The organism is Brevibacillus sp. NRS-1366 (assembly GCF_050467985.1).
This window is the reverse complement of sequence record NZ_JBITPN010000019.1, coordinates 19977-33102: the sequence shown is the minus strand read 5'-3', so window position 1 is coordinate 33102 and position 13126 is coordinate 19977. Positions and strand designations below refer to the sequence as shown.

Here is a 13126-nt window from a genome sequence, read left to right as displayed (position 1 = left end):
TTCTAAAAATCTTAACGTTTTTCATATCATTTATCATTTTGTTAAGTATTTCTTAAGGTGACTGTTAATTTGTATATTTTCAACTGCTCACTCTCGTGGTAGGATAAAGGAGAAGTTCATTCCTTAGTATGGAAAAGTTATTCTTAACTTATGTATGACCATCTAACCAACGCGAATGATAGTAGTAGGGAGAGACTGCGATAACCGCTGCAGCGCCGAAGGAGCAAGCCGGAAACGGTGAATCTCTCAGGCAAAAGTACCTCTACTGGACGCAACTCTGGAGAGAGCTCAGGTAGGAGCCACCAAAGGGGAAACTTGCAAGTGAGGAGATCCCCGCCTCGCTTGATTCGCAAGGTAACTCTCAGGTACCAAGGACAGAGGAGGAGAAATGGGCACCTTTATTTTGGTGTACCCGTTTTTTCGACTCTGTCTTTTTGTATGGGGAAAAATGCCATAACATTTGGCTCACAGGAGGTGCCACACATGTCCAATCTGAAACGAACGCCACTGTTTGATTCTTATGCAAAGTATGGCGGCAAAACAATTGACTTCGGCGGGTGGGAACTGCCCGTACAGTTCACAAGTATTGGCCAGGAGCACGAAGCAGTTCGGACAAAAGCAGGTTTATTTGATGTTTCCCACATGGGAGAGGTAGATGTAAAAGGCGAGAATGCCCTCGCATACCTTCAGCACGTAACGACGAATGACGTCTCCAAGCTGGCTGTTGGGCAAGCGCAGTACAGTGTGCTGTGTTACCCAGACGGCGGGACTGTTGATGATTTGCTCGTCTACAAGTATGCTGATGATCATTACCTGCTTGTCATTAACGCCGGAAATATTGACAAAGACTATGCGTGGCTAGAGGAGCATCTGATTCCGGGTGTAACGATTGAAAATATCTCGCCACAAACTGCTCAAATTGCCATCCAAGGTCCTCTTGCGCAGTCAATCCTGCAAAAGCTGACCACGACAGACTTGTCGCAAATCGGTTTCTTCCGCTTTGAGAAGGATGTCATGGTAAACGGTGTTTCTGCTCTGGTCTCCCGGACAGGATATACAGGTGAAGATGGTTTTGAAATATATTTGAACGCGGAGCATGCAGCCGAGCTGTGGGATACCCTGCTCACTACTGGAAAAGAAGACGGACTGGTGCCATGCGGACTAGGTGCCCGTGACACGCTTCGTTTTGAAGCCAAGCTGCCCCTCTATGGCCAAGAATTGAGCAAGGACATTACCCCGATCGAAGCGGGCATTGGCTTTGCTGTCAAGGTCGACAAAGAAGTTCCATTCATCGGTCAAGAAGCGTTGAAGGCGCAAAAAGAAAACGGTGCACCGCGCAAACTCATCGGTATTGAAATGATCGACCGTGGAATTCCGCGCACGCACTACCCTGTCTACGCAGGGGAAGAGCTGATTGGCGAAGTGACTACAGGTACACAGTCCCCCACGTTGAAAAAGAACGTCGGTCTCGCCCTCGTGAAAAGCGAGCACACGGCAATCGGTACACAGGTGGAAGTTGAGATTCGTGGAAAACGCCTGAAGGCAGAGGTCGTTGCCGCTCCATTTTACAAGCGTCCAAAAAACTAAGTAGTAACCAACAATCATCCTATTAGAGGAGGACAACGTTCGTGAAATACCGCTATCTGCCCCAAACCGATCAGGACAAGCGCGAAATGCTGGAAACGCTTGGCATTTCCAGCATAGAAGAGCTGTTTGCCGATATCCCGGAGGAAGTACGCTTCAAAGGCGCCCTCAATATTCCTGAGGCCTTATCCGAGCCTGATCTCGTTAAATACTTCACACGCCTGGCGAATCAAAACGTCAACTTCAGCACGCATGTAAACTTCCTCGGTGCCGGTGTGTATCAGCACTATACACCAAGTACCGTGAACCATATGCTCTTACGTGGTGAGTTCTTTACCGCTTACACACCCTATCAGCCTGAAATCAGCCAAGGTGAATTGCAGGCGATTTTCGAATTCCAAACGATGGTTTGCGAGCTGACTGGCATGGAAGTAGCGAACTCTTCGATGTACGATGGAGCGACTTCTTTGGCAGAAGCTGCGATGATGGCTGCTGGTCACACCGGTAAAAAACGTGTCATTGTCTCTCGCGCTGTACATCCAGAAGCACGCGGCGTTTTGAAAACCTATGCGTACGGTCAAAACGTAGAGCTTGTTGAAGTAGGTATCAATAGCGATGGTGTCACCGATACGGTTGCACTGGAAGCGTTGATTGACGATAATACAGCAGCAGTGATCGTGCAATATCCGAACTTCTTTGGAAACGTAGAGGACTTGGCTGCAATTGAGCCGATTGCCCACGGAAAAGGTGCACTTCTTATTGCTTCTTCCAATCCCCTTGCTTTGGGCGTATTGGAAGCACCAGGAAAGCTCGGAGCTGACATCGTTATTGGAGATATGCAGCCGTTCGGTATTCCTGCTTCTTTTGGCGGACCTCACTGCGGATACTTCGCTACAACTACAAAGCTGATGCGTAAAATGCCAGGTCGGATCGTTGGTCAAACCAAGGATGAGAATGGCAAGCGCGGTTTCGTGTTGACCTTACAAGCGCGTGAGCAACACATTCGTCGTGAAAAAGCGACTTCCAACATTTGCTCCAACCAGGCTTTGCTCGCTTTGGCGGCATCAATCACGATGACAGCTCTGGGTAAGAATGGTGTACAGGAAATGGCAATGATGAACCTGCAAAAAGCACATTACGCCAAGCAGGCTATTGAAGCAAAAGGGTTGGAAGTTGTAAATGCTTCCCCGTTCTTCAACGAGTTTGTTGTGAAGCTGAACAAACCAGTCGCTGAAGTAAACAAACAACTGCTTGCTGCAGGAATCATCGGCGGCTATGATCTGGGTCTGGACTATCCTGAGCTCGCAGATCATACCTTGATTGCAGTAACCGAGCTGAGAACCAAAGAAGAAATCGACACACTCGCTGCTGAATTGGAGGCGATCACACGTGCGTAACGACCAGGAGAAAGCACTGATCTTTGAAATGAGCAAACCAGGCCGTGTGGGCTACAATCTGCCTGCGTTGGATGTACCAGAGGTAGAAGTTGCCTCTCTATTGCCGAAACACTTGATTCGTGAAACACCTGCAGAACTGCCGGAAGTTTCCGAGCTGCAACTGGTTCGTCATTACACCGAATTGTCCCGTCGCAACCACGGGGTAGACAACGGTTTTTACCCGCTTGGTTCTTGCACAATGAAATACAATCCAAAAATCAATGAAGATGTGGCTCGTTACCCTGGTTTTGCCCAGACGCACCCGTACCAACCGGAAGAAACCGTTCAGGGCGCATTGGAGCTCTTGTACAATTTGCAAGAGGAATTAGCTGAAATTACAGGTATGGACGCCGTTACTCTGCAGCCAGCAGCTGGTGCAGCAGGTGAATGGACAGGTCTGATGATGATTCGTGCATACCATGAAGGCCGCGGAGAGGCTAACCGTACCAAAGTAATCGTGCCGAACTCTGCACACGGAACGAACCCTGCATCTGCTGCAGTAGCAGGCTTGGAAACCATTACGATTCCTTCTGATGAGCGTGGATTGGTTGATATCCAAGCCCTGCGCGAAGCGGTTGGTTCGGACACGGCAGCTTTGATGCTGACCAACCCGAACACACTGGGTCTGTTTGAGGAAGACATTGTGGAAATGGCAAATATTGTCCATGAGGCAGGCGGACTCCTGTATTATGATGGAGCAAACGCCAATGCGATTTTAGGTATCGCTCGTCCTGGTGACATGGGCTTTGACGTTGTGCATCTTAACTTGCATAAAACATTCACTGGCCCTCACGGCGGTGGCGGCCCTGGTGCAGGTCCAGTCGGTGTTAAAAAGGTTCTCGAACCATTCCTGCCGACCCCGATCGTAGGGAAGAAAGAAGATGGAACATTCTACTGGGATAGCAATCGCCCAAATTCCATCGGTCGTGTAAAGGGCTACAACGGCAACTTCGGTATCCTCGTTCGCGCGTACAGCTACATCCGTACAATGGGTCCAGAAGGCTTGCTCCAGGTTTCACAAAACGCAGTACTGAGTGCCAACTACATGATGCGTCGATTGGCTACAGCGTACAACCTGCCATTTGACCGCGTGTGCAAGCACGAGTTCGTTTTGTCTGGTGTCAATCAGAAGAAACTGGGTGTCCGCACGCTGGATATTGCGAAGCGCTTGCTCGACTTTGGCTACCATCCACCTACCATCTACTTCCCACTCATTGTGGATGAATGTCTGATGATTGAGCCGACGGAAACCGAAACAAAAGAGACGTTGGATGAGTTCATTGACGTCATGCTGCAAATCGCTCGTGAGTGTGAGGAAAATCCGGAAATCGTTCAGGAAGCCCCTCATACCACAGTAGTAAAACGACTGGATGAAGCGACAGCAGCCAGAAAACCAATCCTGCGTTACCAAGCACAAGCGAAAAAACATTTGTCAAAGCCGCCTGTTTGAAACGGGCGGTTTTTCTTTCCGATAGATGCTATCATGGATTGGGAAGCCATTTTTACTGGCGAAGGAGGCCAGCAGGATGAAGAAACGCATTGCGTTTACAGGCGGAGGTTCGGCAGGACATGTGACCGTTAATCTTGCATTAATTCCGCATTTCATTCAAGCGGGATGGGATGTAGCCTATATCGGCTCCACAACTGGTATCGAGCGGGATTTGATTGCAGGAATATCCGGTGTCCATTACGTCGGGATTTCTTCTGGAAAACTACGTCGATATTTTGATTGGAAAAACATAACCGACCCGATGCGCGTCACCAAAGGAATTTGGCAGGCTTACCGCTTTTTACACAAGTGGAAGCCCCATGTGATTTTTTCCAAGGGTGGCTTTGTTTCTGTCCCTGTCGTTATGGGAGGATGGCTGAATCGTCAGCCGGTTGTCGTTCATGAATCTGACGTAACGCCAGGTTTGGCCAATCGACTTTCCGTTCCTTTTGCTTGCAAAGTATGTGTCACCTTTCCTGAAACGCTCGCTTACATTCCACAGGACAAAGGTGTCCATGTGGGAGCAGTCGTACGAGAAGAACTAAAGCACGGTCGAAGCGAGCGGGGATTCGCATTTTGTCGTTTTTCCAGTACCAAGTCCGTCTTACTTGTTATGGGCGGAAGTCTGGGAGCGAAACGTATTAATGAAGTCGTTCGGAATAATCTAACAGCCTTGCTCGAGTCTTTTCAGATTGTGCACATCTGTGGAAAAGGGCAGGTAGACGAGACGATAGAGCGCAGCGGATATCGACAGTTTGAATATATTCAAGATGAGCTCCCGGATCTTTTGGCCATGGCCGATCTGGTGGTCTCTCGGGCAGGATCGAATGCGATCTTTGAATTTCTCGCGCTGCAAATTCCGATGCTCCTGATCCCGTTGCCTTTGGCTGCGAGCCGAGGAGATCAGATTGTGAATGCCCGTTCTTTTGAAAAGCAAGGCTTTAGCCAGGTGCTGCTCGACGAAGAACTCACGGATGAATCGTTTTCACAGGCAGTAGAGAAGCTGGAGATGAACAAAGCGGACATGAAACGGAGGATGCAACAGGAAAAAGGAACGGATGCGTTGACAAAAGTCATCGCTTTGCTTAAGGAATCCGCTGTCTGATTCGCCTATTAGAAGCTTGCACAATTTCGCCGAGCCAGCGTACAATGAAGGCGTTGTCAAAGAGGAGGTACATTTATGGAACAGTGGCGCTATATCGTGACCGAGGCAATGTCTCCCGCGATGAATATGGCAGTGGACGAAGCAATCCTGCTATTGCACAGCGAAGGCAAGGTAGGGCCAACCGTCCGTTTTTACACATGGGACCCGGCAACCTTGTCTATCGGTTATTTCCAGAAGGCAATCAAAGAAATTAATAGGGAAGAAGTACATAAGAGAGGTCTCGGGTTTGTTCGCAGGCCAACTGGGGGGAGAGCTGTCCTCCATGACCAGGAGCTGACCTATAGTGTCATCGTCTCCGAAGAGCACCCGAAAATGCCGTCTGGTGTCACGGAAGCGTACAAAATTATTAGTCTAGGACTTTTGCATGGATTTCAAAATCTAGGGCTGGAAGCAGAAATGGTCTCTTTAGCAAGTGAAGAGGAAAAGGAGAAGTACAATTCTCCTGGCTCTTCTGCGTGCTTTGACTCCCCATCCTGGTACGAACTGGTTGTCGAAGGGAAAAAGGTAGCCGGAAGTGCCCAAACCCGCCAAAAAGGCGTCATTCTACAGCACGGCTCGATTTTGCTGGATATGGATGTCGAATTGTTATTTTCTCTCCTGCACTTTCCATCCGAACGTGTGAAGCAGCGGATGATGGACAGCTTCCGCCAAAAAGCGGTCACCATTAATGAGGTGAGTCCACGGAGGGTCAGCTTGCAAGAAGCCATTGATGCGTTTGGACGCGGATTTGCGTCTGGGCTGGAAGTAGAGCTGGTTCCAACTGAGTTGACAGTCGAAGAGCGCACACTGGCAGAAGAGTTGGCACGCACGCGCTACGCAACTGACGAATGGAACCTGCGCAGGTAAAGGAAAAAGGAAACACAAAATGTAAAAGCAAAAGCTCTCACGGGTCTGACGTTTGCGACCAGGAGAGCTTTTCTTATTCATGCTATACGAGCACGTTTGTGTTGATATGCTGTTCGAACAGAGCTTGCAGCTTTTGGACGACAGTGCCTACTTGTCCGTCTCCAATAGGTTGGCCGTCAACTGAGATCAGCGGCATGATTTCCGCTGTTGTGCTGGTCAGGAACAACTCATCCGCTTGCATGAGGAATGGAATGTCGAATGGCTTTTCATGCACGGGAATGCCATTTTCTTTTGCCAGGTCGATAACGCTCTGACGCGTAATGCCATGCAGGATCAGATGATCGGCCGGGTGGGTGTACAATGCCTCATTTTTTACTGCAAACAGGTTGGAGGAGCTGCACTCGGTAATGGTTCCGTTGCGATGCAAGATGGATTCCTGCGCACCAGCGTCTTTAGCGTACTGTTTTACCAACACGGCGCCTAAAAGGTTGAGGGTCTTGATATCACAGCGGAGCCAGCGAATATCATCGACCAGCTGTGCGGTCCAGCCTTTTTTCATGTCTGCCACAGGACGCGCCTTGTGACGAACAAAAGCCATGATAACCGGCTGAATACCGCTCGGAATATCGTGTACCCGAGGTGCGGCGCCACGAGAGATCTGCAAATAAAGAGTGGCATCGTCTTCTTCGGAGATGTTGTTCTTTTGCAGCAGTTGACTAGCGATTTCATTCAACTCTTCCATGCTCCACGGCAATTCCAGCTTGATTTCACGCGCGCTTCTATACAACCGTGTAAGATGAGCGTCCCATTGATACATTTTACCCTTGTAGATGCGAACAACTTCGTAAATTCCGTCTCCAAAGTTGTAACCGCGGTCTTCAGGGTTCACTGCTGCTTGACCTTCTTCCACCCATTTGCCATCTACATATAGCATGGTGAGTCCTCCTTAAGCGCAATCGAAAAACTCCGCTTTCGCTATCGAATTCGACGAAAAAGCTGCGTTTTTCCAACAACGGTTTTATGAATCAACCTTAGCAAATCGGTATGAGGGGGTCAATTTGAAAATAGCAAAATGGTTATCAATAATTTTGCGTGTTGGGACACCCTTCCATAAACATTTCGTATGGGGGAGGAAACCGCTCAATCACTCGACAAATCGACGCTTTCCTCGGCCTACCACAAGGGTTACAGAAAGATTTGGGCAGAAGAGAAACTAAAGCTGTCGTCCACTGCCGCACGATGAAAGTATTTGACTAACTATTCTGACTAGACGCTGCGTAAAGAAACAGCCCATAATAATAGCACAAGAGCGATTGGAAAGGAGAATGCGATGCGATCCGTCCGATACTATGCAATGAGTGCGCTACTTGTTTGGGGAATCATGCTGATGCCGCTGCCGGTCTCCTCTGAGGTGAAAGCGGAAGAAATACAGGCGTGGTTAGACGATGAAAATTTGAATCGCCATATGGACCACTTGACTCGCATTCCCAGGCCGCCTGCTACCGAGACGGAGTTTGCGGCTGGGGTGTACGTCGAGGATACTCTGCGCTCCTACGGATATGAGACGACCTTGCAGCCCTTTTCCTATTACACCTATCGAAAGCCGTCTACGCTTTCTTTGTCCATTGAGGGGTGGTCAACACAAAACTGGAATCCGAAAAGCATACCGTTTGGCCCAAATGGAGCTGCAACTTCTATCATCGTGAATAGTGGGCTGGGGACCGCTGCTGACTTCCATCACGGAAATGCACGAGGGAATATAGCGTTTATCAAAAGAGGGTCGATTTCTTTTGCGGAAAAAGTCAGGCAGGCTGCCGCTGCAGGTGCTGTAGCCGCTATTATTTGGAATGATAAGGATGGAGAATGGAAGGGGACGCTTGCCGAACCGTTGGACATGTCAGTACCCGTGATAGCATTGCCGAGAGAGGAAGGACTGCTGATACAAAAACGACTTGCGGCAAAGGAACAACTAAAGGCGACAGTGAATGTGGATGGCGGCCTGTCGAGCAAGCAGACTTCGTACAATTTCATTGCCTCGCGCAAACCAGCCCAAGGAGGGACAGGGCAAATTGTGCTGCTGACTGGGCATCATGACTCCGTCCCAATTTCACCGGGAGCAAACCATGGAGCTGCTGGCTTGTCCGTACTCTTGGAAGTGGCACGCAACATGTCCGATCGGCCAATAGATACGGAGATTCGCTTCGTAAGTTTCGGAGCGGTCTCGTCCGGGGAGAGGGGACCAATCGCCTTTGCAGACTCTTTATCCGCTGGTGAGAAAGAAAAAATAATCGCGGCATTCAGCTTAGATGGTGTAGGGAATCAGGATAAGGGCGACTTGCTCGTGACAACCGGCAATGGGACCAAAAATTTGCCTGCCAACTTAGTTGTTGAAGCGGGTGCTCGCTTTTCATCCGCTTCGCATGATCAAGTGAGAGGAAATAGCGAATTTTATACCCTTGCAGCAGCAGGGATTCCTACTGCACTGGTGACTCGTCCACCTGTCAATACACTGCGTGATCAACCGCAAGATACACGTGACAAGATCAGTATGGCGTATCTCACAGAGGCCACACAGGTAATGTTTGCGGTGATTAGCCAGATGACCGATCCGAGTACTCCCGCATATCCAAAAACAGGTGGCAGTAAACTGTCAAGGAAGGCTACGGCAGAAGAAGAGTTTCAATAGATTCGCATCAAACTGAATAAAGACGGAAACGTCCCCAGAGTAGGGACGTTTATTTGTTGAAAGTTTTGTCGTAATATGTCGAATGACAAGGAATGGTCACAATTAGATAAAAAGCGTATAATTTTTAAGAATCTTAAAAAAACGTGCGATTATTTCATTGTGTAAACGGTTTAATGCGTTCACTTCCATCCAATAAAAAACGACTTAGCAAAACGACTTAGCAAAACTTATGGCAGCTAGTTATTGCAATTCATCGAAGAGTAGTGGAGGTTGTGATGAAACAAATCAGCACTCATTCTTTTTTTTATCTATTTCTGCTCATTATCGGTTGGGCCCCCATTTACGCCTTTTTCTTAACTTTATCCCCTGAGTACATCGACCGTCGTTCCTTGATCTACTTACAATTGGTGTATACCTTACTCATCACCCTTTTACTCTATCGTGTATGGAAACAGGTTCGTTTATGGAAAAAATCTGCGCAAGAGAGGGAATGGTGGGAAGAGAAAGAGCACCCATTCAAGGCCAACTTTCGCTTGATCGCAGAAAATATGACGGACATGATATTTGTTTATAATAAAGATAAAATGCCGAAATACATATCAGCATCACTGGCAGTGCTTTTAGGCTATACAGCTGACGAGTTCATGCAGATGGAAGACAGATCCAAACTCGTTCATCCTGAGGATTTGGAAAAAGTACGCGATGCCTTTGTGAAAAGCTGGGTCAACGAAGCCGTGACGATGATTGGGTATCGCATGCTGCATCGGAATGGGCATTGGATCCATGTAGAGTCGCGTTACAAGCCGATCAAAGGTAATGACGGCCATATAGAAAGTATGATGATCTTGTCCCGAGATGTGTCTGAACTGATGAGAACGAAAGAACTACTCCGACAATCGGACAAGCTTTCAGCACTCGGCCAATTAGCTGCTGGGATAGCCCATGAAATACGGAATCCATTGACATCCCTTCGCGGTTTCATTCAGTTACTCCACGCATCATTGGAAGAAAACCAAAAACGCTATTGCGAGATCATGCTGGGTGAGCTTGACCGCATTAATTTCATAGTGAGTGAATTGCTTGTTTTAGCAAAACCCCAAGGAGTGAAATTTCAGCACAAAGATATTGCCACCATCGTTCAAAATGTGATTTCTTTCCTGGACAGCCAAGCGAATTTAAATAACATTCAAATTCATACCTCGTTCGAAGCACAGCTACCCGTGATTTCCTGTGAGGAGAATCAGCTGAAACAGGTCTTCTTGAATATTTGTAAAAATGCAATCGAGGCGTTGCCACAAGGTGGAGAAATCTACGTACATGTATCCCGCGATTCTTTGTCTCATGTACGTGTCAGCATTCGGGATACTGGCTGCGGCATTGACTCCGTGCACATACCGCGCTTAGGCGAACCGTTTTACACAACCAAAGAAAATGGTACTGGCTTGGGCTTAATGATTAGCTCACGCATCGTCCAAGATCACGGAGGAAGTATCTCTATCGAAAGCCAAAGGCAACAAGGAACAACTGTAAGCATCCTGTTACCTTTCGCAAGCGATGATTTAGCTCTGACGTTTCCAGATAAAACGTACGAATACAAGTAACCCACAGTAAGTAGCACCGCTGGCTATGAAGGAAACAGTCCAAGGGAGTGCGAGCGGGACCAAAGAGACCAGCAAGATCATAGAAAGCAAAACAACAACAATCGGGACAAATTGCAGGTCGTGTCGCTGTGCAACAGGTGCAGCAAGAGTATAAACGATGGTAGCGATCATAATTCCTCCATGAGCGAGGGAGAGCAGGACTAGTAACCAATCACCCAAGGGTATTAGCTGCATTAAAATTTGTTTGGTAGGCAGTGCAGAGGCGTGAACGTCGTGCCAGTAGGCGAGTAGAATAGCCTGCCCAAGGATTGCCAGGCCAAAGAAGAAGGCAGTGGCGAGGCCAACGCCTAGTTGTATCGTCTTCTCGCTGTCGGAGCGACCAGCCACCGGAATCGCTACTACCACACAGAGCAGGGTGTGCAAAGCCAAATAGAAGACAGAGTGAACCAGCCAATTCAGATTCATCTGGTAGCCCAGACTAGGAATGGGAACATGGAACTGCTCGAAAAAAATCACTCCGAAAAATAAAACGCCGACCCCGAGCGAAATGGCCATGCCCGACACGATCCACTTCCAGCGACGCATAATAAAGACGATCCCGATGAGAATGGACAAGAGAATAAACCAAAGAGGAGACAACCCATCGATCAGGTTGCTCGCTTGTTGACTTAGCATGACTCCTGCGTAGGCCACCACTAATAAATGGGTGACAACAGATAGGCTTGCGGCCATAGCTTCACCAAACAAATACAAATAAAGATCGTATACCGAGCGAGCTCCAATGCGGTGGCAGAGAGTCAACACGGAGTAGCCGAGCCATCCCATACCGAGACTGACGAGTATGATGCCGATGGTTCCCCAAGAGCCAAAATATGTGAAAAAGTGTAGCCATTCGTAACCGCCCAGATAACTTACTCCGAGTGCAGACCCTGCAAAAACAATGGCGATCTGCCAAGCGTCTTTGTCCATAGGCATCATCCTTCTATCTAGCTTGGTACAAGTGTATGAGGGAGAGGGGCTTGTTCAGAACCGAGGATAATAAATAAACATTTTAGTTTACTAATTAGATTAAATTGATTATAATACCATTATCAGCACTGATTTTTTCGCAAGAGGTGAAAAGAGATGAAAATAGTAGGAATTGCAGGAAGCATGAACACGAATTCGACGACCAAGCAGGCAGTGCAAATTGTGCTGGATGCTGCTAGAGAAGCAGGTGCGACAGTTGAAATGATCCACCTGGCTGATTGGAAAATACCTATTTATGATGATCGAGAAGATACCTCTACCTACCCTGAAGTCGTGCATTCATTTATTAAAGCAGTTTCTGAAGCAGACGGACTAATTATTGGCTCACCAGAATATCATGGTACGATCACAGGATCATTAAAGAACGCATTGGATTTTCTCGAGGGGCGCCACTTGCGTGATAAGCATGTCGCATTGATCGGCACTGCAGGTGGCAGCATGGGAGCGACGAATACGGTCAATACATTGCAATTGATCATGCGTAATTTGCATGCATGGCCACTCCCTTCGAGCCCAAGCATTCCGAGCGCATACAATGCGTTTACACCAGAAGGCAAGCTAAAGGATGAGCGTTTGCAGGCACGTTTAGAGCTATTAGGCAAGCAGTTGGTCCAATATGTCCAAATGATGAACCCAATTCGTGAAAAACAACCGAATTAGGGCAGGTTTATCTTGCAAATGCTTCTCATTACGGGGTATTATATTTCTACGTGCCTTTTTTGGACGTCAGAAATACGGTTTGGAAATGAGGGGTTCACATGCCGACGCCGAGTATGGAAGACTATTTGGAACGGATTTACAGCTTAATTGAAGAAAAGGGCTATGCTCGTGTCTCCGATATTGCTGAAGCGTTGGAAGTACATCCCTCTTCGGTCACGAAGATGGTACAAAAACTGGACAAGGACAAGTACCTCGTCTATGAAAAATATCGCGGTTTGGTTCTGACTCCAAAAGGAAAAAAGATCGGCAAACGGCTTGTTGATCGCCACAGTCTGCTTGAGGAATTCATGCGGGTCATCGGTGTGGATGAAGAGCATATTTATCGAGACGTTGAGGGAATCGAACACCATCTTAGCTGGGAGTCGATTACTTGTTTGGAATACTTGGTTCAATATTTTCAAGCAGATCCGAATCGGATGGAAGAGCTTCGTCTCATTCGTCAGGAAGATGAACAAAAAGAAGAATAGCATACGATGTATGTCCAAAAGCGCAGGCCGAACAGGCTTGCGCTTTTCTCAGTTGTAAGGGATGAGCTATCACCCTATATATGGTAAAGGGAGCCTTTCATCA

General features: G+C 47.9%; 11 protein-coding genes and 2 riboswitches. Of the genes, 9 read left to right on the top strand and 2 right to left on the bottom strand.

Going from position 1 to position 13126, the window contains the following annotated elements; genetic code table 11:
• Positions 1–175 precede the first annotated feature (175 nt).
• Positions 176–272, top strand: a riboswitch (glycine riboswitch).
• Positions 273–388: riboswitch (glycine riboswitch) on the top strand.
• Positions 389–483: 95 nt separating this feature from the next.
• From gcvT to ACIFQN_RS12420, 5 genes are all read left to right on the top strand, one after another.
• Positions 484–1587, top strand: coding sequence for a glycine cleavage system aminomethyltransferase GcvT (gcvT, locus tag ACIFQN_RS12440; RefSeq protein WP_429833353.1), 1104 nt, complete (start codon positions 484–486; stop codon positions 1585–1587).
• Between the two features lie 41 nt (positions 1588–1628).
• Positions 1629–2981 carry an aminomethyl-transferring glycine dehydrogenase subunit GcvPA gene (gcvPA, locus tag ACIFQN_RS12435; protein WP_429833352.1) on the top strand — a complete coding sequence of 451 codons (1353 nt, stop codon included), beginning with the start codon at positions 1629–1631 and terminating at the stop codon, positions 2979–2981.
• Positions 2974–4470 carry an aminomethyl-transferring glycine dehydrogenase subunit GcvPB gene (gcvPB, locus tag ACIFQN_RS12430; RefSeq protein ID WP_429833351.1) on the top strand — a complete coding sequence of 499 codons (1497 nt, stop codon included), beginning with the start codon at positions 2974–2976 and terminating at the stop codon, positions 4468–4470. The genes gcvPA and gcvPB overlap by 8 nt, the downstream gene beginning before the upstream one ends.
• A 76-nt stretch (positions 4471–4546) precedes the next feature.
• A complete protein-coding gene (locus ACIFQN_RS12425; RefSeq protein WP_429833350.1) occupies positions 4547–5614 on the top strand; it encodes an undecaprenyldiphospho-muramoylpentapeptide beta-N-acetylglucosaminyltransferase in 1068 nt (355 codons plus the stop codon).
• 75 nt (positions 5615–5689) lie between these two features.
• The gene (locus ACIFQN_RS12420; RefSeq protein ID WP_429833349.1) at positions 5690–6520 is read left to right on the top strand and encodes a lipoate--protein ligase family protein; all 831 of its coding nucleotides are present in this window, start codon (positions 5690–5692) and stop codon (positions 6518–6520) included.
• Positions 6521–6602: 82 nt separating this feature from the next.
• Here ACIFQN_RS12420 and dat read toward each other — a convergent pair whose 3' ends face one another.
• Positions 6603–7454, bottom strand: coding sequence for a D-amino-acid transaminase (dat, locus tag ACIFQN_RS12415; RefSeq protein ID WP_429833348.1), 852 nt, complete (start codon positions 7452–7454; stop codon positions 6603–6605).
• Positions 7455–7850: 396 nt separating this feature from the next.
• Between dat and ACIFQN_RS12410 the strand changes: the two genes are divergently transcribed.
• Positions 7851–9206 carry a M28 family peptidase gene (locus tag ACIFQN_RS12410; RefSeq protein WP_429833347.1) on the top strand — a complete coding sequence of 452 codons (1356 nt, stop codon included), beginning with the start codon at positions 7851–7853 and terminating at the stop codon, positions 9204–9206.
• 275 nt (positions 9207–9481) lie between these two features.
• Positions 9482–10807, top strand: a complete 1326-nt coding sequence (locus ACIFQN_RS12405) for an ATP-binding protein (RefSeq protein WP_429833346.1) — start codon at positions 9482–9484, stop codon at positions 10805–10807.
• Here ACIFQN_RS12405 and ACIFQN_RS12400 read toward each other — a convergent pair.
• The gene (locus ACIFQN_RS12400; protein WP_429833345.1) at positions 10766–11776 is read right to left on the bottom strand and encodes a hypothetical protein; all 1011 of its coding nucleotides are present in this window, start codon (positions 11774–11776) and stop codon (positions 10766–10768) included. The genes ACIFQN_RS12405 and ACIFQN_RS12400 overlap by 42 nt on opposite strands.
• Positions 11777–11932: 156 nt before the next feature.
• Here ACIFQN_RS12400 and ACIFQN_RS12395 point away from each other — a divergent pair, with 156 nt between their 5' ends.
• Together ACIFQN_RS12395 and mntR are read left to right on the top strand one after the other, a co-directional pair.
• Positions 11933–12496 (top strand): NADPH-dependent FMN reductase, encoded by a 564-nt coding sequence (locus tag ACIFQN_RS12395; protein WP_429833344.1) that lies wholly within the window; start codon positions 11933–11935, stop codon positions 12494–12496.
• Between the two features lie 98 nt (positions 12497–12594).
• Entirely contained in the window at positions 12595–13023 is a 429-nt protein-coding gene (gene mntR, locus ACIFQN_RS12390; RefSeq protein WP_429833343.1) for a transcriptional regulator MntR, read from the top strand.
• The last annotated feature ends 103 nt before the right edge of the window (positions 13024–13126 follow it).

Excerpts from the sequence above, each read along its gene's own strand:
- dat (WP_429833348.1), bottom strand. The coding sequence starts at position 7,454 with ATGCTATATGTAGATGGCAAATGGGTGGAAGAAGGTCAAGCAGCAGTG.
- ACIFQN_RS12395 (WP_429833344.1), top strand. The coding sequence starts at position 11,933 with ATGAAAATAGTAGGAATTGCAGGAAGCATGAACACGAATTCGACGACC.
- ACIFQN_RS12420 (WP_429833349.1), top strand. The coding sequence starts at position 5,690 with ATGGAACAGTGGCGCTATATCGTGACCGAGGCAATGTCTCCCGCGATG.
- ACIFQN_RS12425 (WP_429833350.1), top strand. The coding sequence starts at position 4,547 with ATGAAGAAACGCATTGCGTTTACAGGCGGAGGTTCGGCAGGACATGTG.
- mntR (WP_429833343.1), top strand. The coding sequence starts at position 12,595 with ATGCCGACGCCGAGTATGGAAGACTATTTGGAACGGATTTACAGCTTA.
- ACIFQN_RS12400 (WP_429833345.1), bottom strand. The coding sequence starts at position 11,776 with ATGGACAAAGACGCTTGGCAGATCGCCATTGTTTTTGCAGGGTCTGCA.
- ACIFQN_RS12405 (WP_429833346.1), top strand. The coding sequence starts at position 9,482 with ATGAAACAAATCAGCACTCATTCTTTTTTTTATCTATTTCTGCTCATT.
- gcvT (WP_429833353.1), top strand. The coding sequence starts at position 484 with ATGTCCAATCTGAAACGAACGCCACTGTTTGATTCTTATGCAAAGTAT.
- ACIFQN_RS12410 (WP_429833347.1), top strand. The coding sequence starts at position 7,851 with ATGCGATCCGTCCGATACTATGCAATGAGTGCGCTACTTGTTTGGGGA.